This window comes from Acinetobacter sp. LT1, from assembly GCF_059800965.1.
In genome coordinates this window covers 94,505-120,705 of record NZ_JBBAXE010000010.1, presented here as the reverse complement: position 1 = coordinate 120,705, position 26,201 = coordinate 94,505, and the positions used below count along the sequence as shown (strand labels likewise).

At 38.5% G+C, this 26,201-nt stretch carries 22 protein-coding genes and 1 pseudogene; 13 read left to right on the top strand and 10 right to left on the bottom strand.

All coding sequences use genetic code 11. The annotated features are described in order from the left end of the window. Positions 1–54 precede the first annotated feature (54 nt). Positions 55–585: a Csu type fimbrial protein gene (locus tag WBW42_RS11780; protein WP_032055734.1), complete on the bottom strand. Its 531-nt coding sequence runs from the start codon at positions 583–585 to the stop codon at positions 55–57. A gap of 584 nt (positions 586–1,169) precedes the next feature. Further along, a complete protein-coding gene (pepN, locus tag WBW42_RS11775; protein ID WP_032063227.1) occupies positions 1,170–3,776 on the bottom strand; it encodes an aminopeptidase N in 2,607 nt (868 codons plus the stop codon). Between the two features lie 318 nt (positions 3,777–4,094). Between pepN and WBW42_RS11770 the strand changes: the two genes are divergently transcribed. The 3 genes from WBW42_RS11770 to thiM all read left to right on the top strand — a co-directional run bounded on the left by WBW42_RS11770 (position 4,095) and on the right by thiM (position 6,524). After that, entirely contained in the window at positions 4,095–4,352 is a 258-nt protein-coding gene (locus tag WBW42_RS11770) for a hypothetical protein (RefSeq protein WP_002119338.1), read from the top strand. A 151-nt stretch (positions 4,353–4,503) separates the two neighbouring features. Next, positions 4,504–5,661, top strand: a complete 1,158-nt coding sequence (locus WBW42_RS11765; protein ID WP_032055730.1) for a hypothetical protein — start codon at positions 4,504–4,506, stop codon at positions 5,659–5,661. A gap of 35 nt (positions 5,662–5,696) precedes the next feature. Then, positions 5,697–6,524: a hydroxyethylthiazole kinase gene (thiM, locus tag WBW42_RS11760; RefSeq protein WP_284106057.1), complete on the top strand. Its 828-nt coding sequence runs from the start codon at positions 5,697–5,699 to the stop codon at positions 6,522–6,524. A gap of 121 nt (positions 6,525–6,645) precedes the next feature. Here the strand turns inward: thiM and WBW42_RS11755 are convergent, their stop codons facing one another. Further along, entirely contained in the window at positions 6,646–7,005 is a 360-nt protein-coding gene (locus WBW42_RS11755; protein WP_019767621.1) for a 5-carboxymethyl-2-hydroxymuconate Delta-isomerase, read from the bottom strand. Positions 7,006–7,048: 43 nt separating this feature from the next. After that, on the bottom strand, positions 7,049–8,761 hold the full coding sequence (locus WBW42_RS11750; RefSeq protein WP_019767620.1) for an AAA family ATPase: 1,713 nt from the start codon (positions 8,759–8,761) through the stop codon (positions 7,049–7,051). Between the two features lie 230 nt (positions 8,762–8,991). On the opposite strand from WBW42_RS11750, the gene mdh reads away from it, so the two are divergent. Then, positions 8,992–10,164 carry an iron-dependent methanol dehydrogenase gene (mdh, locus tag WBW42_RS11745; RefSeq protein WP_032055726.1) on the top strand — a complete coding sequence of 391 codons (1,173 nt, stop codon included), beginning with the start codon at positions 8,992–8,994 and terminating at the stop codon, positions 10,162–10,164. A gap of 195 nt (positions 10,165–10,359) precedes the next feature. Beyond that, positions 10,360–11,328 (top strand): alpha/beta hydrolase, encoded by a 969-nt coding sequence (locus tag WBW42_RS11740; RefSeq protein WP_032055724.1) that lies wholly within the window; start codon positions 10,360–10,362, stop codon positions 11,326–11,328. Here WBW42_RS11740 and WBW42_RS11735 read toward each other — a convergent pair. Next, on the bottom strand, positions 11,325–12,515 hold the full coding sequence (locus WBW42_RS11735; RefSeq protein WP_005068630.1) for a helix-turn-helix domain-containing protein: 1,191 nt from the start codon (positions 12,513–12,515) through the stop codon (positions 11,325–11,327). The two genes, WBW42_RS11740 and WBW42_RS11735, sit on opposite strands and share 4 nt — an antisense overlap. A 142-nt stretch (positions 12,516–12,657) precedes the next feature. Between WBW42_RS11735 and exaC the strand changes: the two genes are divergently transcribed. The 5 genes from exaC (at position 12,658) to WBW42_RS11710 (ending at position 18,941) form a co-directional block, all read left to right on the top strand. Further along, the gene (gene exaC, locus WBW42_RS11730) at positions 12,658–14,169 is read left to right on the top strand and encodes an acetaldehyde dehydrogenase ExaC (RefSeq protein ID WP_017385402.1); all 1,512 of its coding nucleotides are present in this window, start codon (positions 12,658–12,660) and stop codon (positions 14,167–14,169) included. Between the two features lie 220 nt (positions 14,170–14,389). Next, positions 14,390–15,826 carry an ethanolamine permease gene (gene eat, locus WBW42_RS11725; protein ID WP_032055722.1) on the top strand — a complete coding sequence of 479 codons (1,437 nt, stop codon included), beginning with the start codon at positions 14,390–14,392 and terminating at the stop codon, positions 15,824–15,826. Between the two features lie 14 nt (positions 15,827–15,840). After that, positions 15,841–17,226, top strand: coding sequence for an ethanolamine ammonia-lyase subunit EutB (locus tag WBW42_RS11720; protein WP_032055720.1), 1,386 nt, complete (start codon positions 15,841–15,843; stop codon positions 17,224–17,226). A gap of 10 nt (positions 17,227–17,236) precedes the next feature. Next, complete coding sequence (eutC, locus tag WBW42_RS11715; RefSeq protein WP_032055718.1) at positions 17,237–18,052, top strand: ethanolamine ammonia-lyase subunit EutC; 816 nt, start codon at positions 17,237–17,239, stop codon at positions 18,050–18,052. A gap of 166 nt (positions 18,053–18,218) precedes the next feature. After that, entirely contained in the window at positions 18,219–18,941 is a 723-nt protein-coding gene (locus tag WBW42_RS11710) for a glutamine amidotransferase (RefSeq protein ID WP_032055716.1), read from the top strand. Positions 18,942–19,437: 496 nt separating this feature from the next. On the opposite strand, the gene WBW42_RS11705 is transcribed toward WBW42_RS11710, so the two are convergent. Further along, on the bottom strand, positions 19,438–21,165 hold the full coding sequence (locus tag WBW42_RS11705) for a glutamine--tRNA ligase/YqeY domain fusion protein (protein ID WP_017385407.1): 1,728 nt from the start codon (positions 21,163–21,165) through the stop codon (positions 19,438–19,440). Positions 21,166–21,332: 167 nt separating this feature from the next. Here WBW42_RS11705 and WBW42_RS11700 point away from each other — a divergent pair, with 167 nt between their 5' ends. Further along, the gene (locus tag WBW42_RS11700; protein ID WP_002122280.1) at positions 21,333–21,842 is read left to right on the top strand and encodes a peptidylprolyl isomerase; all 510 of its coding nucleotides are present in this window, start codon (positions 21,333–21,335) and stop codon (positions 21,840–21,842) included. A gap of 15 nt (positions 21,843–21,857) precedes the next feature. Next, complete coding sequence (locus WBW42_RS11695; RefSeq protein ID WP_005068610.1) at positions 21,858–22,577, top strand: UDP-2,3-diacylglucosamine diphosphatase; 720 nt, start codon at positions 21,858–21,860, stop codon at positions 22,575–22,577. 7 nt (positions 22,578–22,584) lie between these two features. Here WBW42_RS11695 and WBW42_RS11690 read toward each other — a convergent pair whose 3' ends face one another. Further along, positions 22,585–22,815, bottom strand: a complete 231-nt coding sequence (locus WBW42_RS11690) for a hypothetical protein (protein WP_032055714.1) — start codon at positions 22,813–22,815, stop codon at positions 22,585–22,587. 138 nt (positions 22,816–22,953) lie between these two features. Here WBW42_RS11690 and nfsB point away from each other — a divergent pair. After that, positions 22,954–23,608, top strand: a pseudogene (gene nfsB, locus WBW42_RS11685) (oxygen-insensitive NAD(P)H nitroreductase). Positions 23,609–23,647: 39 nt separating this feature from the next. Here nfsB and WBW42_RS11680 read toward each other — a convergent pair. From WBW42_RS11680 to miaA, 3 genes are all read right to left on the bottom strand, one after another. After that, a complete protein-coding gene (locus WBW42_RS11680; protein WP_284106078.1) occupies positions 23,648–24,505 on the bottom strand; it encodes an EamA family transporter in 858 nt (285 codons plus the stop codon). A gap of 140 nt (positions 24,506–24,645) precedes the next feature. Further along, on the bottom strand, positions 24,646–25,161 hold the full coding sequence (gene hfq / locus WBW42_RS11675) for an RNA chaperone Hfq (RefSeq protein WP_032055709.1): 516 nt from the start codon (positions 25,159–25,161) through the stop codon (positions 24,646–24,648). A 93-nt stretch (positions 25,162–25,254) separates the two neighbouring features. Further along, positions 25,255–26,199 carry a tRNA (adenosine(37)-N6)-dimethylallyltransferase MiaA gene (gene miaA / locus WBW42_RS11670; RefSeq protein WP_019767611.1) on the bottom strand — a complete coding sequence of 315 codons (945 nt, stop codon included), beginning with the start codon at positions 26,197–26,199 and terminating at the stop codon, positions 25,255–25,257. Positions 26,200–26,201 lie beyond the last annotated feature (2 nt).

The window sequence follows — 26,201 nt, the reverse complement described above, 5'->3', positions numbered from 1 at the left end:
TTTTTAATGTATTAGCCCTTTCAAAAGGGCTAACGTAATTCTAATTTATGCAAATTAATAAGTTACCGTGACAGTCACACTGTCAACATAGTTACCTGCACTTGGTAAAGTTGTTCCTGCAGGAATACGACCATATACATTTATAGTTTGAACATTACCCGTTCCGGTTCCACTGTAGGCAGTCGTTGCAATACCAATTGCTGTGGCACGTCCTGTGTCAGAGAAAAGGTTGTAAGGAATATATTCATTGCTAGTCGCCCCACCGATCATGCGACGTTGTGTTGATAAAACATTCTGACCACCATCAAATGACAAAGTCCATGGCACAGTATTATTACAAAGGACTTTAATTGAGGTACCACCAGTCGTTGTGGTATCTGCATCAACATTGCCAGCAAGTGAACTTAAAGTACCAAAGTCTAAAACGGCATTTGTTGTCGTGCCAGTTGCAGAGGTATTCAATACACAACTATTCGTTACTGTTGCTCTAACAGTTAATGTACCTGTTGCTGTAGCTGCATTTGCCGCATTGAGAGAAAATACTCCTGCAACAACTGCTGATAAATAAATAAAAGTCTTTTTCATGGCCAAAACCTTTTAAACTAAATTGTCGAATTAATAGATATAAAAAATTTAACCCTTATTCTTACAATCATTTTTATTTGACTGCTCTTTTAAAGCTTATTTTTTTATCCTACTTTCCAACATAATACATAAAAATAAATAAAATGCATGTTCACGTTATTATTTTAATTTCTAATCAATAAAACAAATTTACCTAAACCTATCTTACGGATACAAAAAAACAATATTTACAAAATATAAATATTTGATTTAAATAATTTTAATAAAAACACTAGAAAAAATATTAAGATAAATTTAAATAAATATTTCAAAATTTAGCTAACTTTAAAAAATTAAATAATTTTTACGAGCCAATTTATTTTTTATATTATTTATCTCTTTAATTTTCATTTTATATTATTTCTTAAAAGTGCACCTTCAGAAAACTATTAAAGATTATAATTTATATAAAAATAAAATGATAAAAAATGATCTACAGATGAACTATAACAAGGATAGTTTTATTTATTTTAAATATTGAAGAGCTATGAGATATAAAAAAATAAAGGCCTCTTTAGAGACCTTTATTTAGTAAATTTAAATAATTAAACGCTCAGCATGCTATTTAAAGTTTCAGAAACATTTTTCGATTTCACTTTAGGCTGCAATGCTTGTAAAGCTTGTTGTACTTGAGAGCGCTGAGGCTCTGCAAGCGTATACCAACGAGATAACACCTGTAACAGACGTGAACCTAAAATCGGGTTTTTCTCGTCAAGATATTCTGCAAGGTTAATAAAGTGAGCGACACCAAAGCCCCAAGTATTTTCTGGATTATTTGACAAGCCACCACTTACCGCACGAATACGGTTTGGAGTTGTTAAATCATAGTCTGGATGTTGAGTAAGGTACTCAATTGTTTCTGTTGTCGCATTTGGGTTTGCAGCTTGAATCATAAACCACTGATCTAAAGACAAGGCTTCATCTTTAAAGCGATCATAGAAATCAGCAAGTGCCTCTTGAGCTTGAGGTGCATTTTGCCAAACCAATACACGTAAGGCACCTAAACGTTCAGACATATTGCCTGTGTTTTGGTATTGAACATGTGCTAATTCAAATGCAGTTTGGTCGCCCTGACGAGCCATCATCATCAACATGATATTTTTTAATGCACGAACACCCATGGCTAACGAGAATTCTTTTTGCAAGTCTGGGTCAAGGGTAAGATAAGTATCTTTCCAGAATGAACCCAACTCTTGTGCTAAACGATTAAGCAAGGCTTCACGCTTTACATGAATATCGGCTGGTGCATAGTTCTGATCAATACGACTACCCAAATAACCTTCACTTGGTACATCAAACAAACGTGATGCTAAAAGCGGGTCACGACCAACCAACTCCGGCAAAGTGCTCTGAATAGCTTGAATGTATGCATCTGCAGAATGGTCTTCTAGCAAAATACGCTCAAGCAAGGTTTGCGTTGCTTGCCATTGGTTAAAGCCGTTTGTTTCATGTTGAATTAAGAATGCTAATTCTTCATCACTATAATCAAATACCAGATTTACCGGAGCTGAGAAATTACGCAGCAATGACACAACTGGTTGCTCAGTCACACCTGTGAATTCAATTGTTGCTTCGTCTTGATCAAACAAGTACACACCATCTTTAACATCATTTACGAATAAGCTGTCACTGTGTAATGTATATTGCTCGCCTGTTTTAGCATTAAATAGCGCTAAAGCCACAGGAATTGGAACAGCTTTTAAGTTTGGATATTTAGGATGTGCTTTTAGGCTTTGTTTAAAACTTAAACGGTATGTTTGTGCCGCTGCATCATATTCACCTTTTGCTTCAAGCTTTGGTGTACCTGGTTGGTTATACCAAGTTAAGAATGCAGACAAATCGACACCTGAACCTGCAGATAATGCAGCAACCCAGTCTTCTACAGTTACGGCTTGTCCATCATGACGGCGGAAGTATTCGTCTGTTCCCTTACGGTATTTTTCTTTGCCTAACAAAGTAGACATCATGCGGTTAATTTCCGCACCTTTTTCATAAACAGTCGCTGTATAGAAGTTATTAATTTCTACAAAGTGATCTGGACGTGGTGGATGCGACAATGGTCCAGCATCTTCAGGGAATTGATGCGATTTAAGTACTGCGACATCGTCAATACGTTGAACCGCAGCAGATTGTAAATCTTCAGAGAAAGATTGGTCACGGAAAACCGTTAAGCCTTCTTTTAAGCATAGCTGGAACCAGTCACGGCAAGTAATACGGTTCCCTGTCCAGTTATGGAAATATTCATGGGCAATCACAGACTGCACACGCATAATTGCTGCGTCAGTTGTGTATTCTTCATCGGCAAGTACGCATGAAGTATTAAAGATGTTTAAACCTTTATTTTCCATTGCACCCATGTTGAACTGACTCACCGCAACAATCATATAGTTGTCGAGGTCATAAGCACGACCGTAGTGTTCTTCATCCCAACGCATTGAATGCTTTAAGGCTTCCATCGCGATATGGCATTTTGGAATGTCTTTCTCGATTGCATAGATTTCTAGAGCAACATCACGCCCTTCCGAAGTCGTATAGTGATCTTTAAGAACAGCTAAATCACCAATGACACAAGCAAACAAATAGCTTGGTTTTTTAGTCGGGTCTTGCCAGATCGCAAAGTGGCGGTTTTCACCTACCTCACCTGTTTCAAGCAAATTACCATTGGCAAGTAACACTGGATATTTTTTGTCTGCTTCTACACGTGTCGTAAAGACTGAAAGTACATCTGGACGGTCTGGATAGAACGTGATTTTACGGAAGCCTTCAGGCTCATTCTGGGTTACAAACAACTCATCTGCTTTATATAAACCTTCAAGCTGAGTGTTGGTTTCAGGATGAATAATCACTTGAGTCTGTAAAATGACTTCATCTGGTGCATCAGTGATCACCAGTTGTTCACTATCGAGTGAATATTGTGCAGGAGTAAGATCTTGACCATTGAGCTGAATAGATTGCAACTCAAGATCACGGCCCAATAACACCAAATCTCCAGCAGTTTGACGCTTCATGACTAATGTTGAATCAACAATTGTTTTGTCATCATATACTTGAATATCAAGATTAATGGATTCAACCAAGAACGAAGGTTTTTGATAATCTTTTAAATAAACTGTTTGATCTGCCTGAACTGGAGGCTGCGCCGCAATATTCATCTTTATTCCTTATATACTTTTCGGAAACCGTTGTACGAATTTTATGAACTTGATCATACACATTCATACATACCGTGTTTGTTTACCTTTATAAAATTAATGGGACTTCATTTATACATTTCAAATTAGAATCGTCTTTTATTAGCACAGATTAGACCAAATTTACGATAATCGTTGCTTATATAATCAATCTATACAATAAAAATAAAACAACTTCAGCTTTTAACATTTTTTAGAGTCAGCTTACATTTTGGGCATGGTTCTTGCCTTCACTAATACACCAATATAATTATTTCAATCAGAACAAGAGGTGTCAGTATGGAATTAAAAGCACATTTTCATCGTTTAGAAAATATTAAAGCGATTCATGATCTAAACGCAGCAGGTCTCGATCACCATGTGATTGCGGTGTTTTTATCTGCAGAAGGTATTTCAATGACTGCTCAGGAGGTAACTTCTATCGTCAATACTTACGACGCTTTAGGTAAAGTAAAATTACCAAGTAAAAAAGTGCAGGCCCTTATTAATGCCAAAAAGCTTGGACAGAATGATGAGAGCTTGCCGTGCCCTGTTTAATTTTAAATTTTAATCCCTTATGAAAACCTAAAATCATAATAAAGATTTTAGGTTTTCTATTTTTGCATCAAACAAAAAGACAATCTCAGCTATCGGCAATGCGGCTGTGTATAATAAGTCAATCATGATAGTTTTAAACGTTCGGAGCAAAATGGTCTTACAAATTCTACAGAAACAGCTAGATGAAAGTAGCCATTGTCCTCTCTGCCAAGCTTCAATGTACTGGGTAGATGCCGAGCAATTTGAACAAGACATTCAGTTTCATGAATGCAGTCATTGTCAGCACCGTGTATTTAAAGATACGAAAATGACTTGTCATTGTGAAACATGCACAAAACAACGAAAAAAGCTTTTACAGCAAACACGCCTACAAGAACAACGCCAGTTTAAGTCAAAAGAGCAACCTCAACGTAGTCTGGAACAGCTCAGTTTTTTACATAAACTTTTTTTACTTAGCCTGCTCGACGACTATGCACGAGACGATGTTGCTCATGACGAATATATTCACTGGGACAAAATTAAATATCAGTCCATTACACCAAATTGGATTTTTCAAAACTATCTGATTAAACAACTCCATAAAGATGGAATTTTAAACGCCCAAGATCAAGCGGATGAACCTCAGTGCTTTTATTTAAACATTCGCTTAGATGGTTATAGTGACCCAAGTTTATTTAGTGTAGCCCAGCAATTACGCTACTGGTTTTATGAAAATTTAAGTCTTGGTATTCCGTTTCGTAGTGCTGATGAAGTAAAAGACGTACTTTTTCAGGTGCTCTATCAAGAGATTATTCAGTTTATGCAGTTCTATTGCCGAACTTGGGGCATTCAAATTGCAGGAAGCTCAAATTTCCAAACTTTTTGCTATCGTTTAATGGATTCATTGGCAATTGGTCAGATTTATTATTTAATTCAAACCGCACTTGAGTATCTTTATAAACAGAAAGCCCTACAGCCGCGTAATGAAAAATTTATTAATACCAATTTGTTAAAGAAAACCTTAGAGCAATATCGCGAGAGAGCCTTAGCTGAAAAGTGGGAAACCTCAATGTTGCCTCGCCCTCACAATATTCCCTACAGTAAAATGAGTTATATTTTACTTAACCGCTTCTTAGGCTACGACGAACAAATCTTTGTCCAACCTGTCTGGAAAGCATGGCGAAAAATTGAACCTCGATTAAACTTTTATTCAGTTAAACGCTGTATGCATTGTGGTTCAAATGATTTAAGTGTTGATTATGATGCGGCAGATTATGTTTCTTTAATTTGCCAAAGATGTAAGCATCAAGATCATTATTTTACTCACTAAATCTACAATCACTTTGGCTTAATAAGGATAATAACATGACATCAGCATCGACTTTGATTGAGCAGGTAATTGACGCTTGGCAAAACATGCAGGCAAAGACGCCTCTTGTGCAATGCATTACCAATAGCGTTGCAGCCAACTATACAGCCAATGTCTTACTTGCTTCTGGTGCTTCACCTGCCATGATTGATAATCCTTATGAAGGGGAAAGTTTTACCAAAATTTCATCGGCTTTGACTATTAATCTGGGTACGCCAACCTCAGAGCAAATGCAAGCTATGCAAATCTCTGCCAAGACTGCACAGCTCAATGGCATTCCATGGGTGCTTGATCCAGTCGGCTATGGACCAATTTTAGCTTGGCGTAGTCAAATGACAGACGAGCTTTTACAGTTCAAGCCAAGCGTTATTCGTGGTAATGCCTCAGAAATTAGTACGCTTGCTGGCAACCAAGTTCAATCTAAAGGTGTCGATAGTACTTTAAGCAGTGATCAAGCCTATCAACAGGCTTATGCACTATTAGCACATACGGACTGTATCGCTATTTCAGGTGAGTCAGATTATATTTTATCTAAAGAATTAGACATCGTTATTCAAGTAAACGGTGGAAGTCCATTACAGCCCAAAATTACAGCAACGGGCTGCGCTTTAGGTGCCTTAATCGCAGCATATAGCGCTGTGACGACGCCAACAATTGCTGCTCTTTCAGCTCATGTTCATTTTGCGATTGCGGGTAAACTTGCTGCAAATCAAGCGCAAACTATGGGAAGTTTTAGCACCATCTTCATGGATTACATCCACATGCTAGATGACAACTTGATTGAGCAATATGCAGATATTAAGCTTTTAGAGATACAGGCATAATCTAGGTTATACCTGTATCATACTAGACTCACTTTAAAGTAAGTAGATGTCTGTTCATTCGAAAGCACTACTTTTACATAGTGCTGATCGCTATTCTTGATCGAAATTACGCTTTTTAGTGTTATACAACTTGCTTGAAATAATCTTCTCTTGGCATATCGACAAGCTCAACGCACAATTGAATTTCTTTATGAAACTCTGGTTGTAGATATTTTTTATTACTAAGCGCCGCTAATAACTGCTCACCCAGAAGCTGTTTTTGTTCAGCCGTTCTTCCCGACAAAATATAGACCTTTGCATGAATATAAGCCTGTTCCGCTCCCAAACCTATGAGGAAAACATCATCTTTACGCGCACGGCTTTTAATGTCTTCTGGACTAAATAGCTCTGTATCAATCAATGTGGTATTAATTTCTTCAAGTAATTGTTTTGCGTTTAATCCAGTTAAATTTTCTGAATAATCAACTATAACGTGCGGCATAGCCACCTCAATTTATATAACAAGTCATTAAGCTAATTAAACTTTACTCAATAAATAATAAAGCTAATCTGACCTGATCATATCCCATTCGAGGGCTGGTTGCTTCAACAATTGGTCTTAGTTTGATCGAACCATCATCAGAAAAATGATCTGGATTTTGGCGCTTTTTCAGCTTCTTATAAATTTTACGAATTTCTTCGACCACCTCTTCACCCGGATGGGCAACCGAAATATCTAACTTTTGCTCTTTATGCAGTCGAGCCAAGTGATTAATAATTGTCGCTGGGGTTAAACCACGTTCATGCGCGATGTCTTCAATCTCATAGCCTTCTTCAAACAAAACACGTGTCTCATCTAAAGTTGCCGTAGCATAATTTTGCTTGCCACCTTTTGCGAGTTTCTTCTCATTACGAGAGATCTCGGTTTCATTCAAGGTACCGCCACAATGACGAATAAATGCTTTATGCTGAGCCGTTAAATCTACATCTGCAAAGTTGTCTTCGGCTTCTTTTGAAAGCTCTTGGAAACGGCGATCGGCTTTGACAGCTAAACTGTCTAACTCTAAAGCTTGCTCGTTAATACCTAATAATTTTAGACCAGTTAAAGATTTTAAGCGCGACAATGCAACATAACCCTGACCTTTCTCGAAGGTATTCATCAGGTTAATTTCAGCCGCTTCTAAAGTCATACCTTGGCTTTTATGAATAGTAATCGCCCACGCTAAACGAAGTGGGATTTGCTGAAAACTTGCAATCACTTTGCCTGCTTCATTTTCAACGGACCACGTTTCAGGAGCAACCAGCAAAGTCGTGCCATCAGTCAGTTTTACTTTCGGCAGTAAGCCATTTTCATCATCTTCTTCAAAGCCGATGACTTCACCCAAGCTTCCATTGATATAACCCATATCAAAGTTATTTTTTACAAACATGACTTTTGCATGCTTTTTAAGGGTGAGTTCTTCTGGCGCACGAACTGAAGATTTTAAAGTTTCTAATAACTTTTCATTACCATCTAAAACAGCATTGAATTGATGCCCTTCATTATCAATTTCATTTAAGTGCTGATAGTTGATGTTATCGACATCCATATTGTGTGTATAAAGACGAGTAAAGGTCTCACCAATATCATGTGCTCGTGATTGACGCAGTGCTTGCAAATGATCGGGTTGAATATTTTGCGCGCGAATAGCGTTTAAAATCTGGTTCAGAATTTCATCATCTTGGCGGTGTTGTTCCGTTAAATAACATACACGGAATTTGGCTTCGACCCATGCATCTGACATAAAGCAGAACTTGTCACGATTGGCTTCACCATTACGTCCTACAGGCGGCAACTGGAAGAAATCTCCAGCCACAATGACTTGAATACCACCGAATGCTTCGTCGCTTTCTTTAAAATATTTTAGGACTTGATTGACCAGATTGAGCTGCTTCGCATGTAGCATTGAGATTTCATCAATCACAAGAACTTGCGCATTTTCAAGGTGTTCCTTGAGATATTTACGCTCTTTCATGCGTTTTAGATCGTCGTCAGTTAACAGATCTTTAATGCCAATGCCAGCCCATGTATGAATGGTCATACCGTTCATATGTGTTGCTGCAATACCTGTAGACGCCGTAATTGCCACAGGCACTTTACGTGCTTTTAAGTATTGGATGTACTGATTAAGTGTATAGGTTTTCCCTGCACCAGCCGAACCGGTTAAAAAGACATTTTCACCTGCTTTAAGCAGTTTAAGCGCAGTTTCCTGTTTCATAATCTCATATGTACATCTTCAACAGCCCATAGCTTAACGATTTTCCCGAAAAAATTAAATGAATGTGCCAAACTTTCTAAAAAGCAAATATAAATCAATAATTAAAAACAAAATAATATTTGGTAGGTTTTTGGTAGGTAGGAAAATAAACTTCACATCACAATACTAAGCCCATGGTGAGGCTCACCTGTAATAACAAACAATGGATTTATGGAAGAAGGAATCACTCCATGGCTTTTAAAAATATTGCAGATCAAACAAACGGTTTTTACATTCCTTGCGTATCACTCTTTGGACCAGGATGTGCCAAAGAAATTGGTACGAAGGCGCAAAACCTCGGTGCAAAAAAAGCATTAATTGTGACCGATGAAGGCTTATTTAAATTTGGCGTTGCAGACCTTATCGCAAACTATTTAACTGAAGCAGGTGTTGCGAGCCATATTTTCCCGGGTGCAGAACCGAACCCGACCGATATTAATGTTCATAATGGCGTAAATGCCTATAAAGATAATGGCTGTGACTTTATTGTCTCTCTAGGTGGTGGATCATCTCACGACTGTGCAAAAGGGATTGGCTTAGTCACTGCTGGCGGTGGTCATATTCGTGACTATGAAGGTATTGATAAAAGCAAAGTACCTATGACGCCGTTGATTGCAGTAAATACAACGGCTGGTACGGCCTCTGAAATGACTCGTTTCTGTATTATTACTAATACAGACACTCACGTAAAAATGGCAATTGTCGACTGGCGTTGTACCCCACTCATTGCCATTGATGACCCTAAACTCATGATCGCAAAACCGGCTGGTTTAACAGCGGCAACAGGTATGGACGCGTTAACTCATGCAGTTGAAGCATATGTTTCTACGGCGGCAAACCCGATTACTGATGCGTGTGCAGAAAAAGCGATTACGATGATTAGCCAGTGGCTCCAACCTGCTGTCGCAAATGGTGAAAACATCGAAGCGCGTGATGCAATGAGCTACGCACAATACTTGGCTGGTATGGCATTTAACAACGCGTCATTAGGCTATGTTCATGCAATGGCGCACCAGTTAGGCGGTTTCTACAACCTACCTCACGGCGTATGTAATGCCATCTTGTTACCACACGTTTGTGAATTTAACTTAATTGCTTGCCCAGATCGTTACGCAAAAATCGCAGAGTTAATGGGTGTAAGAACTCATGGATTAACAGTGATGGAAGCTGCGTATGCTGCTATTGATGCCATTCGTAAACTGTCTTCATCAATTGGTATTCCATCTGGTTTAACCGAGCTTGGTGTAAAAACTGAAGACCTTGCGGTGATGGCAGATAATGCTCAAAAAGATGCATGTATGCTCACCAACCCTCGTAAAGCAAATCATGCACAAGTTGTGGAGATTTTCAAAGCAGCACTTTAATACTGATGTAATGGCATATCCCTCTAGTAAGTCAAATCCCTCCGACCGTTGACTTACTTTTTTCGGGAATACTTAGCTCCAGCGGTATTCCCTTTTTTTAGAACCTATACTCCAACCTTTTCCAAACCTGATTGACAATTCACCCATTTCATTGAAGGATACTCTGCATGTCTTAATTACAATAGCTCGATAAAAATGAATACATCTTTAGCTAATCAAACTTATGTTCCAGATATTTTAGGCACAGGTTACGAACAGCTCACACTTAGTTTTCCTGATGATTATGAAGGGAAAGTTGTAGCTACCTTAGTACGTAAAAAGGCCGCTCAATCGACTCAAAAAGCCGTGCTGTATATTCATGGTTTTTTAGATTATTTCTTTCAAACCGAAATGGCTGAGCAATTCAATGCTCATGGTTATGACTTCTATGCACTTGATTTAAGAAAATATGGCCGCTCAAAGCTACCTCATCAAATTTTCTATAATGTGCTTGATTTAAAAGAATATGATGCCGAAATTACTCAAGCATTAGAGATTATTGGCGAAGAGCAACACACTCAGGTTTTACTCGCAGGGCATTCAACTGGTGGTTTGACAGCAACACTTTATGCTGCCCATCATCCAGATCATCCTCTTATTAAAGCGCTATGGGCAAATAGTCCATTTTACGATTTTAATTTAAGCTTAGTCGAAAAGAAGTTTGGTATTCCAATGCTCAGTCGAGTAGGAAAATATCTACCAAAAGTTAAATTTCCAAGCCAATTAAACAAATGGTACACCACTAGCCTTCATAAGCAGCTGAAAGGTGAATGGGAGTTCAATCTTGACTGGAAACCGACCTCTGCCCCTACAGTTCAACTCAGCTTTGTACATGCAATTCATACAGCACAAAAAGAGATTCACCGTGGGGTTAAACTGAACGTTCCCGCCCTGATTATGCATTCGCACCAAACTAAAAATCCAAAAAAATGGGGAATAGATGCGACTCAAAGTGACGTAATTTTAGATGTTAAAGATATTGAGAAACATGGTAAAAAAATTAAAGGCGATGTCTCGGTTGTCTCTATTCACAATGGATTGCATGACTTAGTCCTTTCGGCCCAGCCAGTACGAGAACAAGTCTATCAACAATTGTTCCAGTGGCTGGATCAAAAAATTACTTAACTAAGCTTAGGTGAGTCAAGGTATTTCACCAGCAGTTGATGCGCAGGATGTTCACTTGGTAAGAGCTCCATAAGGCGTTCTACCGCGTCAATTGCTTCAGGGAAATGAGCTAGATGCTTTAACAGTAAATCTGTTTCTTGGGTTTTAAAAATTGCATCGCTCAAGCGTGACTCAAGGCAATCGCGCCATGCGCATAAAAATGGACTTTCAGTTTTTGCCAGAAATACACCTGTGTAAAGCTGCAAAGCCGAGGCTGCATATCCCGCATCGAGCGCTTGTTCAGCTTGTAAAAAATCGGCTTCAACATGCACCAGCAAACGATATGGACGTGAACCAAGTAAACCACCCAAAATATCTCGTAGTTGAGACATTTCAGCTTTAAGCGTACCCATACTGACTTTACGTTCGCCATAGAGCGCCTGATAAAGATGCTCTAAAGTTAAACCATGCGGACATAGTGCCAATATGGTTAAAATTTCAATTTGACGCGGCGTTAATAATAAACTTTTGCCGTTAAATTTAACTTGCGGCGTCGAAAATGCACGGATATGTAATTGCTGGCGCTGCTGCTCTAGCAAAGCAGATTGAATAATGGATGCACAACGTTCAGCAGCCAGAATTCCTAAACTATTATGGTTCTTCCATGTGGTTGATAAATCAACAACACCAAGGGTTTGTTTTGAATATGGATCGATAATCGGCGCGGCATAACACACCCAATCATGAATCGACTCCATGTAATGTTCGTTTGAAAAAACACAGCTTGATTGTTGAGTTTTTAAAGATAAAGCCAAGGCATTGGTGCCCACAAATTCTTCACGCCACTGACCACCTTGTACGAAATGTACACGCTCAGCAGCACTTTGCATTTGAGCACTTGGTGCCGTCCAGATAATCGTACTGCCAATATCACCGACAGCAATTACCATTGAAGATTGCTCTGCAATATGACGTAAGTCATCGGCACATTGGCTTAAAGCCATATCTAAAGCATTTTGTGAAGCAGTTTTTTTCTCGACTAATGGAGCAGCAAAACGCTCTTTAGGAATCGCGGCAGAAGCCGATCGTTCCCACGAGCTTGCAATACTTTGGCCGAGTTTGGCAGCGTTCTGAGGAGAGAGACTATTTTGCGTGCGCAGTTGATCAATCAACGTCCGTTGCTGCAATAAATCCTTTTTTGTGAACATTTGTAAATTCCTTATATATCCACATTTCTATTCCAACCTTTCTCCAACCTTCTTCTTTATATCCTAATTATACAAAGTACGAAAGTACCTACTGACAGGGTTCTTGTTAGTCTTTAGTCCTAAAAAGCAAAGGAATATTTATATGCGCTATATCGATCCAAATCAACCAGGCTCAAAAGTTCAATTTAAATCACAATACGAAAATTTTATTGGCGGTGAATGGGTGGCACCTTTAAAGGGTGCATATTTTGACAATGTATCTCCTGTTGATGGAAAAGCTTTCACACGTATTCCACGCTCTAGTGCCGAAGATATTGAACTCGCTCTAGATGCAGCACATAAAGCGAAAGCAACATGGAATAAAGCATCACCGACGGTACGCTCAAATATACTTTTAAAAATTGCTGATCGTTTAGAAGCAAATCTTGAAATGCTTGCTGTTGCTGAAACTTGGGATAATGGTAAAGCAGTACGTGAAACTTTAGCAGCTGATCTTCCGCTCGCGATCGACCATTTCCGTTATTTCGCTGGATGTATACGTGCTCAAGAAGGCGGAATCTCTGAAATTGACGAAGATACCATTGCTTATCATTTCCATGAACCACTCGGTGTAGTTGGTCAAATTATTCCATGGAACTTCCCAATTTTGATGGCAGCATGGAAACTTGCACCTGCTTTAGCAGCAGGTAACTGTGTTGTGATTAAGCCAGCTGAACAAACTCCAGTGGGTATTTTGTTGGTGGCTGAACTCATCCAAGATATTTTACCGCCGGGTGTACTTAATATTGTCAATGGTTTCGGTTCAGAAGTCGGCCGCCCGTTAGCTACCAACCCACGTATTGCAAAAATCGCATTCACAGGTTCAACTCAAACTGGACAAATGGTGATGCAATATGCGACCGAAAATATTATTCCAGTGACATTAGAACTTGGCGGTAAGTCACCAAACCTTTTCTTTGAAGATATCATGGATAAAGAAGATGACTTCTTAGAAAAAACGCTTGAAGGTTTTGCTATGTTTGCCTTAAACCAAGGTGAAGTATGTACTTGCCCTTCTCGTGCTTTAGTACAAGAAAGCATTGCTGATCAGTTCTTAGAGATGGCTGTCGAACGTGTAAAACGTATTAAAACTGGTCATCCACTTGATACTGAAACGATGATTGGTGCTCAAGCATCTCTACAACAGCAAGAGAAAATCTTACGTTGTATTAACACTGGTCGTGAAGAAGGTGCAGAACTCTTACTTGGCGGTAGCGGCCGTAAAGAAGTAGGCGATGGTTACTATGTCGATCCGACTATTTTTAAAGGTCACAATGGCATGCAAGTTTTCCAAGAGGAAATTTTTGGACCTGTACTTGCTGTGACAACATTCAAAGACTTTGACGATGCAATTAAAATTGCCAATGACACCATGTATGGTTTAGGTGCAGGTGTATGGTCACGTTCAGCTCACATTTCTTATCGTGCGGGTCGTGCTATTGAAGCTGGCCGTGTCTGGACAAACTGCTATAACATCTACCCTGCACATGCTGCATTTGGTGGCTACAAGAAGTCTGGTATTGGCCGTGAAAACCATAAGATGATGCTAGATCACTATCAACAAACTAAAAACTTGTTGGTAAGTTACTCAACTAAACCAATGGGCTTCTTCTAAGTTTCGCACCAAGTTGATACCAAACTATCAACACTAGAAAGAAGTAAGATGACTAATTATATAAGAAGCCAGTAATTTAGATTGCTGGCTTCTTTATTCCCGATTGTTAAGATTGAATTTTTATCATTTAGAATAAAAAAGCTCCATCTACTCTCTAAAGTGCTTCATTTAGGCATTGCTTTTGCATTGATTCATACAAACTAACTCGCAGGAGTATTGTATGAATCAACCAGAAACAGCTTCCGTTATTTCCTCAAAGACAGAAGTCTCGTCAGCAGAATATTTTGCTCAGCGTCAACTTAAACAAGGTACCGTTGGTTGGTTACTCCTGATTGGTTTAGGCGTAGCGTATGTGATATCAGGTGATTTTGCCGGTTGGAACTTCGGCATAGCCCAAGGTGGCTGGGGCGGGATGTTTATTGCCACTGCCCTTGCTGCAATCATGTATCTGTGCCTGTGTCTTTCTATGTCAGAAATGTCCACCATGATGCCGACAGCAGGTGGCGGTTATAGTTTTGCACGTGCTGCTTTTGGTCCTTTTGGCGGCTATTTAACAGGAACAGCTATTTTAATTGAATACGCAATTGCTCCTGCGGCTATTGCCGTATTTATTGGTGGTTATTGCGAATCTCTATTTGGTATTAATGGCTGGATGATTTACCTCGCTTGTTACGCCATTTTTATGGGTATACACCTCAAAGGTGCTGGCGAAGCCTTAAAAATCATGTTCGCAATTACGCTTGTCGCTGCTGTTGCCCTTGTCGTGTTTATTGGGGCAATGATTCCACACTTTAAAGCGCAAAATTTATTTGATATTCCAGTTGGTACAGGTGTTGGTGCAAGTCTTTTTTTACCTCATGGCTATTTGGGCATCTGGGCTGCAGTTCCTTTTGCTATCTGGTTTTTTCTTGCAGTTGAAGGTGTACCATTAGCAGCCGAAGAAGCGAAAGATCCAGCCAAATCTCTTCCACGCGGTTTAATCGGAGCAATGCTCATCTTAACAGCCTTTGCCATACTCATTTTATTCTTAGGTGCAGGTGCAGCGGGTGCAAGTACTTTACAAAACTCTGGCGCTCCCCTCGTCGATGCTCTGGTTAAAGTGTATGGCACCAATACTTGGCTTGCGACTTTTGTTAACTTTGTTGGTTTAGCAGGTTTAATCGCGAGTTTCTTTTCAATTATCTATGCCTATTCGCGTCAAACTTTTGCACTCTCTCGTGCTGGTTACTTACCTACTTCACTCTCTTTAACCAATAAAAATAAAGCCCCTTATCTCGCAATTATTATTCCGGGCATTATTGGGTTCTTGCTTTCACTCACCAAAGAAGGTGATTCACTCATTTTAATCGCTGTTTTTGGTGCCACCATTTCTTATGTGTTGATTCTTTTATCCCACATCAAACTACGCCTATCTAAACCCGACATGCCTCGTCCTTATAAAACTCCTGGAGGAATCGTTACTTCAAGTATTGCCTTAGTTCTAGCAGTCGCTGCTGTAGTTGCGGGCTTTGTTGTTAACCCAAAAGTTTGGTTTATTGCTGCCGCTATTTATGTCGTATTTATTGCTTACTTTTTATTCTATAGCCGTTATCATTTAGTGAAAGGCACACCAGAAGAAGAGTTTGCAAATATTAAAGCCGCAGAACAAGAACTATAAAAAAGGATTCAACTATGAGTTATCGCAATATTGTCGCCAATCAACAGTATCACTTTGCTGACTTGAAGACCTTGATGGCAAAAGCAACGCCGTTACGTTCAGGTGATGAATTAGCAGGTGTAGCGGCCAGAGATGCAACCGAACATGTTGCGGCACAAATGACTTTAGCCGATGTACCACTTAAAACTTTTTTGAATGAGGTTGTGGTCGATTACGAAACTGATGAAATTACACGACTAATTATTGATGAACATGATCTAGCAGCCTTTGCCCCTATTTCACACTTTACAGTAGGCGATTTTCGAAATTGGTTACTTGGTGAAGAAGCGACTGCACAAAGCTTAAAAGCTTTAGCATCAGGTTTAACTCCAGAAATGGTGGCTGCAGTCAGCAAAATTATGCACAATCAAGATTTGATTTATGTCGCCAGCAAATGCGAAGTGGTCACCCAATTTCGCAACACAATCGGTTTAAAAGGTCATCTTTCTACCCGTTTACAACCGAACCACCCTACCGATGATGTGCTTGGTATTTCTGCCAGTATTTTAGATGGTTTGATGTATGGCAATGGTGATGCCGTAATTGGGATTAATCCAGCGACAGATAACTTACATAATTTATCAGAGCTACTGAAGTTACTTGATCATGTCATTCAGGAATATCAAATTCCGACGCAATCTTGTGTACTTACCCATATCAGCTCAGGTATTCAACTGGCTGAAAAAAATGTGCCAATTGATTTAATGTTCCAATCAATTGCCGGCACCCAACTAGCTAATGAAGGTTTTGGAATTTCACTCGATTTACTACAAGAAGGATATGAAGCCACACTTGCACTCAAGCGCGGAACGATTGGACAAAACGTCATGTACTTTGAAACGGGCCAAGGCAGTGCGTTATCCAGCAATGCACATCACGGCGTTGATCAGCAAACATTAGAAACGCGTGCTTATGCAGTCGCCCGTAAATACAATCCGCTTTTAGTAAATACAGTCGTCGGCTTTATTGGCCCCGAGTACCTATTTAACGGTAAACAAATTATACGTGCGGGACTAGAAGATCACTTCTGCGGTAAGTTACTTGGAGTACCGATGGGCTGCGACATTTGTTATACCAACCATGCCGATGCCGACCAAAATGATATGGATGTTCTCCTTACTCTGTTTGGTGCTGCGGGCATTAACTTTATTATGGGAATTCCGGGTTCAGACGATGTCATGCTCAACTATCAAACGACCTCATTCCATGATGCTCTCTATTTAAGACAACTCCTAGGTTTAAAACCTGCTCCTGAGTTTTCAGCTTGGCTTGAACAGCAAGGTATTTTTAAACAACAAAACTCTCAAATCTGTTGGGCAGACCACATGCCTGACCAATTCTCTCGTCTGCTCATGAACTAGGGAGAACCCCATGAAACTGAACCGTGATATTCAATATCCATCTTCTACCCATCAAGATCAGTGGGAAAAACTTAAACAGTTTACTGATGCCCGTATTGCTCTGGGCCGTGCGGGTTGTAGCATTCCAACACGTGCCTTACTTGAGTTCCAGTTGTCGCATGCGCAAGCAAAAGATGCGGTTTATCAAGAGATGGATGTTTCCTACCTCTCGGAGCAATTAACACAACGGCAGCTGCAAAGTCTTCATGTACAAAGTAATGCACCTAATAAAGAAATTTATCTTAAACGTCCTGATTTAGGACGTCAGCTTTCAAACCCCTCAAAAGAAGCCTTAATTAAGAAGTATGCAGAAAACACGCAACAATACGATGTTTGTATTGTGGTCGGTGATGGTCTCTCCGCAAGAGCGATTGAAGCGAATGCTATCTCATTCATTACAATGCTGAATGAACAAATTCAGCAAGAAAACTGGAGCCTTGCACCCATTGCACTGGCAACAGGCAGTCGGGTTGCATTAGGTGATGAGGTTGCTGAAATCTTTAAGGCACCGATGCTTGTGATGCTGATCGGTGAGCGTCCTGGTTTAAGCTCTCCTGATAGTATGGGAATTTACTATACATGGAATGCATATTCAGGCTGCCTCGATGCCAAACGTAATTGTGTTTCTAATATTCGCTCAGCAGGTTTAAGTATTCCAGTTGCAGTACAACGTTTAATCGCTTTAATAAAAAAATCCAAACAACTTGGTTTCTCAGGAGTTAATCTAAAAGATGAGCATCAACTTTCAAATATAGATTTTGAAGAAACTCAAAAGCTATTATTTTAAGCAATGGAATATGCAAAGAGATTTATTGGAAAATAGATAATCCTTTGCATAACAATATTATCTTAACGAAAAATATCAATTTTCAGGTATTGACGATTTATACAGATATTTTCTTCTTTATATTTATCGCTATACTCCACCTATTGATCTTCTATGAATCATTTGTATGAACACAACAAACGCCTTCCCTAAAACTATTTATGCCATTCAGCATCTTGCTTTCGAAGACTTAGGTTCATTAGAAGATGTCTTTTATCAACTCGGATTTCGCGTCCGTTATTTTGAAGCAGGTGTAGATGATCTAACTGCTGCTTTTGCACACGATGGATTAACTATTATTTTAGGTGGCCCAATCGGGGTTTATGAAACTGAAGATTATCCGTTTTTAAAAGATGAAATCGCTTTACTTAAACAACGTTTAGCAGCAGATAAACCTACACTAGGTATTTGTTTGGGGGCACAGCTTATTGCTCATGCACTTGGTGCAAAAGTATATGCAGGACATCAAAAAGAAATTGGCTGGGGTCCACTGAGCTTAAGTTTACGTCCTAATCAGGTATTATCTGCTTTGCTTAATAATATCCATGTTCTACATTGGCATGGTGACACTTTCGATCTCCCTGAAAACGCGGTGTTATTAGCTAGTTCAGAGATTTATACCAATCAGGCATTTGAAATTGGAAATAATATTCTCGCGTTGCAGTTTCATATTGAAACAACAGAAGAAAATTTTGAGAAATGGTTAATTGGCCACACATGTGAACTTCGTAATGCCAAGATTTCGATTCAGAAACTTCGCGAAGAAAACTTACAATATGCTCAAGCACTTGAACATGCTGCATTTGAGGTTATTCAAAAATTCTTAAAAAGAATTGGTTATAGTGGATAAACTATAAAGACTCGAATGTGCGCGAATATTAAATTTTACCATTTGGTATTATTGTTTGCTTATTTTTCAAACAAAGAGAGTGCTATATTCGCCTTTAACAAACATTTAATAAAATTTTCAGTGTATTATTAATTTGTAACACAAAATATACGTTGATTTACTATGGATATCTGGAAATTTCTTAAAAGCTTTAATACGGTCAATACTTATTTATTGCTTTCATGTATTCTCCTTATAATCTTGGTTCTTTATTTTTATGTGATTAATCCAACCTAAGCTAATTTGCCAAGGATATTAATCATAAAGAAAAAGAAAAAGAAAAAGAAAATATGAGAAGACATCTAAATAAAAAGCCCAACTGAGTTGGGCTTTTTTATATTTGTTGTTTACTCACAACATGTTGTTCGTCTTGCGAAAAAGTAAGAGATAATCGATCTCTACTATCTACTCACAACATATTGTTCATCTTGCGAAAAAGTAAGAGATAATCAATCTCTTACTTTTTCTCAGGCTTGAAGCTATCTTTCAAATCAAGAATACGGTTGAAAACCGGTTTCTCTGGTGAATGATCATATTGATCAGCAACGAAATAGCCTTCACGCTCAAATTGGAAACGATCTTCAGGATTCGCTTGTGCCAAAGCTGGTTCAATGACAGCTTGTACCACTTTTAATGATTCAGGATTAAGATTTGCCAAGAAGTCATCATCTGCATCAGGTGCGGCTTCAGTAAACAAACGATCGTAAATACGCACTTCAGCAGGAATCCCTTTAGTTGCAGATACCCAGTGAATCACGCCTTTAACTTTACGGCCTTCCGGATTCTTTCCTAGAGTTTCAGGGTCAATTGAACATTTCAGTTCAATCACTTCACCATTTGCATCTTTAATGACTTCATCACATTTAATCACGTAAGCATGGCGTAAACGCACTTCACCGTCAGGAATTAAACGTTTAAAGCCTTTTGGCGGTACTTCTTCAAAATCTTTACGATCAATATAGATTTCCTTAGTTAAAGGAATCACACGATCACCCATATCAACATTAGGATGGCGAGCATGCGTAAGATCCATATCTTCAGGTAAATTAGTTAAAGTCACTTTAAGTGGACTTAAAACAGCCATACCACGCGCAGCAGTATTTTCTAAAGATTGACGAATACAGAACTCAAGCATTGCAACATCAACAATACCGTCAGTTTTTGACACGCCTACACGCTTACAAAAATCACGTAAACCTTCAGGAGTAAAACCACGACGGCGCATACCGACTACGGTTGGCATACGTGGATCATCCCAACCATTTACATACGCACCTTCCACCAATTTACGTAATTTACGTTTTGACGTGATGGTGTAATCCACGTTTAAACGTGAAGATTCATACTGATGCGGAACAGCTTTAGATTTTACTTTTTCAACAATCCAGTCATAAAACGGACGGTGATCTTGGAATTCTAATGTACAAAGCGAATGGGTAATTCCTTCAATGGCATCAGACAATGGATGAGCATAGTCATACATTGGGTAGATTTTCCATTTATCGCCAGTTTGGTGATGCTCTGAATGTAATACGCGATATAAAATCGGATCACGCATATGTACATTTGTACTTGCCATATCAATCTTGGCACGTAAAACCGCTTCACCCTCTTTAAACTCACCGCTACGCATTTTTTCAAAGCGAGCAAGATTCTCTTCAATAGAAGCATCACGGTATGGAGAGTTTTTACCTGGCTCAACAAAGCTACCACGGTTTAACTTAATTTCTTCTGGAGATTGTAAATCTACATATGCATCGCCTTGTTCAATAAGTTGAACTGCCCATGCATATAATTGATCAAAATAACCTGATGCATAGCGTGGTTCACCATTCCAGTTAAAACCAAGCCATTTCACATCGTTAGCAATACCGTCAACATACTCTTGTTCTTCAGCATCAGGGTTTGTATCGTCAAAACGCAAATTACATAAACCATCAAACTCTTCAGCCACACCAAAGTTCAAGCAAATCGCTTTTACATGGCCAATATGTAAATAACCATTTGGTTCTGGTGGAAAACGCGTTACGATCTGCTTTGCACGTCCCGTAGCCAAATCATCAGTAATGACTTGGCGAACAAAATCTAAGCCAGCCTGTTGTTCTTGCTGCGCAGAATCGACAGAGGCATGAGTATTCGGTGTCGGGTTATTAGGCAGGCTCGAGACAACATCATTAGGCTTCATAGTGTATCAATCACTTCTTTGTAGATAAATTTCGAAAAATTTAAACGCTATCTTCATTTTTCACAAAGATTTTAACGTTTTTTACTTGCCTTGTAGTTTACAGTTTGCTTATGCTTCTCTCAACCAAAAACCCATGGTCATAAGCCCATGTTTAGGAGATTAATGTAATGAGTTTTCCTCAAGTCGAATTAAACACCAATAAAGGTCGTATTGTTCTTGAACTAAATACTGAAAAAGCACCAAAAACAGTAGCAAACTTTTTAGAATATGTACGTGACGGTTTTTATGACGGCGTTATTTTCCACCGTGTCATTGATGGTTTCATGATCCAAGGTGGCGGGATGGATGAAAACTTCAAAGAAAAAGCAACTCGTGATTCTATCGAAAACGAAGCTGACAATGGTTTAAGCAATGATGTTGGTACGATTGCTATGGCACGTACTCAAGCACCTCACTCTGCTTCTGCACAGTTCTTCATTAACGTAAAAAACAACTCTTTCTTAAACCATACCTCTAAAACTGCTCAAGGTTGGGGTTATGCTGTATTTGGTAAAGTTGTTGAAGGTATGGATGTTGTTGAAGCGATCAAAGGCGTTCGCACTGGCAACCGTGGTTACCACGCTGACGTTCCTTTAGAAAACGTTGTAATCGAATCTGCTAAAATTATTTCTGAATAATTTTAGGAATAAGCTGTGACTTATCTGTTTATCTCTGATTTACACTTGTCACCTGAACACCCTCGACTTGTTCGAGGGTTTTTAGATTTATTGGTGCATTATCAAAATAAACAAACACAGCTTTATATTTTAGGTGACTGGTTTAACGCTTGGATTGGCGATGATTACTCAGCACCATGGCTCGATGAAATTGTTGAGGCATTAAAAGACTTTAACAAAAAAGGAAATCGGATTTACTTCCAAGTAGGCAACCGTGATTTTGCTTTAAATCAGATTTTCCTCAATAAATTTAACGGTGTATTACTACCTGACATTTATTATCTTAATATTGCTGGACATCAGTACCGCTTAGAACACGGTGATGCACTATGTACAGATGACGTTTCCTACCAGAGATTTAGAAAAATTATTCGAAATCCACTTTTAGTGGCTTTTTTACGTCGTACACCCCTGAGTTTTCGCACCAAACTGGTTAATGGCTTTCGAAAAAGAAGCTCCGCAGATAAACAGCAAAAAAGCTATGAAATTATGGATGTGAATGAACAAGCTGTTATTTCTGCTTTAGAAGATGCAGATATACTGATTCATGGGCATACCCATCGCCCTGCAATTCACCAAGTACAAGCTAAACAACGAATTGTTCTTGGCGATTGGCGTGAAGATCAAGCTTATATTTTAGAAATTGATCCCTCTTCAAATATGCAACAGCTTGAATTGGTTACCTGGAATTATTAACTAAAAATTAGTTACTTTTTATTTCAACTTTCAAGTCTTTAATTTTGTTATTTAAATCAAAATCGTAAATCGCACATAGACTGGCAATAAATACAAATTTCCAGCTTATATGTGCATGATTGTGATACTCAATGTATAAAATCAAAAGACTCAAAACAAATGCAAAAATGATAAAAGCTTTCACAATTCTAATTTCCCGCAACTTCCTCTTCGCATCTGTTGGCATTAAATCAATCATTTTCAATAGATTACTAAAACTTTATATAAACATTATATTTCTTTATCAAACTACATACGAAATGTTTTTGAATAAAATAGCGTATGATGGCAAAGATTAAATTCTCTTAATTGCTATAAAACTGATATGGAGTAAAGTATGGATTTATTAAATACGGTTAAAAGTCGCTATACAACAAAAGCGTATGATTCTGAAAAATAAAATCCCTCAAGAAAAAATTAAGAAATTATTAGAAATTTTACGTTTTACCCCATCTTCAGTAAATATTCAGCCTTGGCATTTTGTAGTTGCAGATAATCTTGCAGCGAAAGAACGAATCGCAAAAGCATTAACAGGAAAGTATGCTTACAATGCTCCTAAAGTGCTTGAGTCATCGCATACACTTGTATTCTGTACAAAAACGGATATTACATCTGAGTACTTAAATCAACTACTTGAGCAAGATGATTTAAATGGCCGTTTTAAAGATGAAAAAGCAAAATTAGGTCAAAAAGATACTCGCCATGGCTACGTCGAGTTCTACCGAAATGAACAGAAAAATTTATTTGGGTGGATGGAAAATCAAACATTCATTGCTTTAGGACAGCTACTCTTTGCTGCTGGCTTAGAAGGCATTGATGCAACTCCAATGGGTGGCTTTGATGAAGAAATTTTAAATACTGAGCTAGGTTTAACTGAAAAAGGCTTACGAAGCTCTGTGATTGTTTCTCTAGGCTACCGCAGTGAAAATGACTTTAATGCTAAGCTTCCTAAATCACGTCTGCCAGATGAAGTGATTTTCACATATTTATAAAAATCTCTATAGTTCAAGAGATTCTATTCTCTTGAACTATCAAGCCATTGCGCTAGCTAAACAAACTACCCCACTTATTCCTAAAAGGATCCCCAAAATAGTAGGCCATTTTAATTTTTCTTTATATAAAATCACTCCGCTTAAAATTCCAAATAACACAACAAGAATATTCATGCTCGCAAAAACAATAGCAGGAGAATCTTTTAAAAGAATATGAGCTTTTACATATAAAGCAATATTTGAAAAATTAAGTATTCCTAATATTAACCCAGCTATCGTACTTTTAAACTGCCACTTTTGAGTCTTCTGTAGCAATAAATATGAAATCGACAATATAAAAGCAGTAATAAAAATAAGATTTAAAGTGAGTGTAAACTGCAGACCTAAACTACTTGTATATTTCAAGAGAATATCTACTGCTGCATAACCACACCATACACTTAAAAGAGCAAAGATCGCTTTTCGAGATTGGTGATTTGCTGAAGAACTTATTTGCCCAAATAATACGAGTAAGACCGCACAAATCCCTAGGCCTACACCCCACAGTTTTAAGGTATTAAATTGTTCATGAAAAAAGAAATATGCCGCAAGTAAGGAAAGAACAACTGAAAGACGCTGTGCAAGTTCGCTTCTCACAATTCCTGCATACTCTAATGATTTAGCAAGACATAAAAAAATACTAGGTAAAATTATTCCTAAAGCAAAGATTAACCACCAAGGAGTATGTTGTATTGAAACATGTTGAATATCAGGCTGAAACCACCAAAAACAAAGAAGACTTGCGCTTGCATAGTTCCATGCAATCATTTGTAGTGGTTGATAACCTTTTCTCTTTAAATTTTTTAATAGGATAGATACCAAGACGCTGCTAAAAGCAGCAGCTAATATTAATAGCATTCATTAAAGCCCTATTTATTTAAATAAAATTAGTCATCATAGCAAATCATTCTCCATGACCAGTTAAATATTCTGAATCAACTTTTAAATACACATAAAAAAACCAGTCATTGTCTGACTGGTTTCTTTTAAGATTTCAATTAACGATTATTTTCGTCATCTTGACCATCTTCAAATTTAGAATCGTTGTCAAAACCACCTTGATGACCACCGAAACCACCTTGACCACCGAAGCCGCCTTGACCACCAAAGCCACCTTGACCACCGAAGCCACCTTGACCACCGAAGCCGCCTTGACCACCGAAGCCACCTTGAGCGCCACCGAAGCCACCGCCTTGACCGCCGCCGAAGCCACCGCCTTGACCGCCGCCAAAGCCGCTACCTTGACCACCAAAACCGCCTTGAGTGCCGCCTTGTGCTGGGAAGCCTGTACCTTGTGCGCCTGCTGGACGAGGGTTACGTGCTGGAACAACAGTTGAAATCGCGTGTTTGTAAACCATTTGACTTACAGTATTTTTTAATAAAACAACATATTGGTCAAAAGATTCAATATGACCCTGTAATTTAATACCGTTCACAAGGAAAATAGAAACAGGGATACGTTCTTTACGGAGAGAATTTAAGAACGGATCTTGTAAAGTTTGACCTTTAGACATTTTTAACTCCAAAAAAAATTTTTAAATCAGCGCAAAAAAACTATCTTTATTTTTCAACTAAAAATTATAAAAAGACAGTGTGCAAATTTTGCTTTATCCATAAGAGTTTCGCAAGTCTTCTTTCGCCTGCTTTATCGTCAAGTAAGTTTTAAAATCGTGTATTTCTTGCAAAGAACGTAACCACGTATATTGACGTTTGGCAAGTTGTCGTGTTGCAAATAAAGCTTTATCCTCCATTTCACGTTTACTTTTGAGACTTAGATCACTTTTTAATAGAAATTCTAGTGCTTGTCGATAGCCCACCGAACGCATTGAGGGTAAATTTTCATCTAAATCGTATTTTTCAATTAGAGCTTCAACTTCACTCAAAAAACCGATATCCCACATTTTGCTCAATCTTTGCTCAATGCGTTGATGTAATTCTACCCGATCCGGAAGTAAAGCGTAGTTATGAAATATGTATCGATATGGTACGTTTTTTGGTTGTTCTGCCTGCAATTTAGTAATTGGTTCACCGGTAATTTTATAAACTTCAAGAGCCCGAATAATTCTTTGCTTATCAGTTACATTAAACTTTATAGCAGCAGCAGGATCTACAGAAACCAGCTCATCATAAACTGCCTGCCATCCTTCGTTTAGAGCTTTTTCTTCAATTGCTGCCCGAACTTGAGCATCAGCACTTGGTAAATTACCAGATAATCCTTCTAACAATGCCTTGAAATATAACATTGTCCCTCCTACTAAAATAGGAGTTTTGCCACGTGAATGCATTTCATCAATCAATTTACATGCATCTTCAACAAACTGAGCAGCTGAATAGACTTCCAGAGGAGTAATAATATCAATAAGATGATGAGGATAGAGTTCTTGCTCTTCACGAGTTGGTTTAGCCGTGCCAATATCCATATCTTTATAGACAAGAGCGGAATCAACAGAAATTAGCTCAAAATTTCCACGCTCGTATAATTCACATGCCAAAGCGGTTTTTCCGCTCGCAGTTGGTCCCATTAAATTGATGACGGGCAATTGATTTGACATGT

Bases quoted from the DNA above. Each gene is read 5' to 3' on its own strand.
- WBW42_RS11690 (WP_032055714.1), bottom strand. From the start codon at position 22,815: ATGATTGATTTAATGCCAACAGATGCGAAGAGGAAGTTGCGGGAAATT.
- thiM (WP_284106057.1), top strand. From the start codon at position 5,697: ATGACATCAGCATCGACTTTGATTGAGCAGGTAATTGACGCTTGGCAA.
- WBW42_RS11755 (WP_019767621.1), bottom strand. From the start codon at position 7,005: ATGCCGCACGTTATAGTTGATTATTCAGAAAATTTAACTGGATTAAAC.
- WBW42_RS11700 (WP_002122280.1), top strand. From the start codon at position 21,333: ATGAGTTTTCCTCAAGTCGAATTAAACACCAATAAAGGTCGTATTGTT.
- eutC (WP_032055718.1), top strand. From the start codon at position 17,237: ATGAAACTGAACCGTGATATTCAATATCCATCTTCTACCCATCAAGAT.
- WBW42_RS11780 (WP_032055734.1), bottom strand. From the start codon at position 585: ATGAAAAAGACTTTTATTTATTTATCAGCAGTTGTTGCAGGAGTATTT.
- WBW42_RS11720 (WP_032055720.1), top strand. From the start codon at position 15,841: ATGAGTTATCGCAATATTGTCGCCAATCAACAGTATCACTTTGCTGAC.
- mdh (WP_032055726.1), top strand. From the start codon at position 8,992: ATGGCTTTTAAAAATATTGCAGATCAAACAAACGGTTTTTACATTCCT.
- WBW42_RS11765 (WP_032055730.1), top strand. From the start codon at position 4,504: ATGGTCTTACAAATTCTACAGAAACAGCTAGATGAAAGTAGCCATTGT.
- miaA (WP_019767611.1), bottom strand. From the start codon at position 26,199: ATGTCAAATCAATTGCCCGTCATCAATTTAATGGGACCAACTGCGAGC.
- eat (WP_032055722.1), top strand. From the start codon at position 14,390: ATGAATCAACCAGAAACAGCTTCCGTTATTTCCTCAAAGACAGAAGTC.
- WBW42_RS11740 (WP_032055724.1), top strand. From the start codon at position 10,360: ATGAATACATCTTTAGCTAATCAAACTTATGTTCCAGATATTTTAGGC.
- WBW42_RS11705 (WP_017385407.1), bottom strand. From the start codon at position 21,165: ATGAAGCCTAATGATGTTGTCTCGAGCCTGCCTAATAACCCGACACCG.
- hfq (WP_032055709.1), bottom strand. From the start codon at position 25,161: ATGTCTAAAGGTCAAACTTTACAAGATCCGTTCTTAAATTCTCTCCGT.
- WBW42_RS11770 (WP_002119338.1), top strand. From the start codon at position 4,095: ATGGAATTAAAAGCACATTTTCATCGTTTAGAAAATATTAAAGCGATT.
- pepN (WP_032063227.1), bottom strand. From the start codon at position 3,776: ATGAATATTGCGGCGCAGCCTCCAGTTCAGGCAGATCAAACAGTTTAT.
- WBW42_RS11710 (WP_032055716.1), top strand. From the start codon at position 18,219: ATGAACACAACAAACGCCTTCCCTAAAACTATTTATGCCATTCAGCAT.
- WBW42_RS11750 (WP_019767620.1), bottom strand. From the start codon at position 8,761: ATGAAACAGGAAACTGCGCTTAAACTGCTTAAAGCAGGTGAAAATGTC.
- exaC (WP_017385402.1), top strand. From the start codon at position 12,658: ATGCGCTATATCGATCCAAATCAACCAGGCTCAAAAGTTCAATTTAAA.
- WBW42_RS11735 (WP_005068630.1), bottom strand. From the start codon at position 12,515: ATGTTCACAAAAAAGGATTTATTGCAGCAACGGACGTTGATTGATCAA.
- WBW42_RS11680 (WP_284106078.1), bottom strand. From the start codon at position 24,505: ATGCTATTAATATTAGCTGCTGCTTTTAGCAGCGTCTTGGTATCTATC.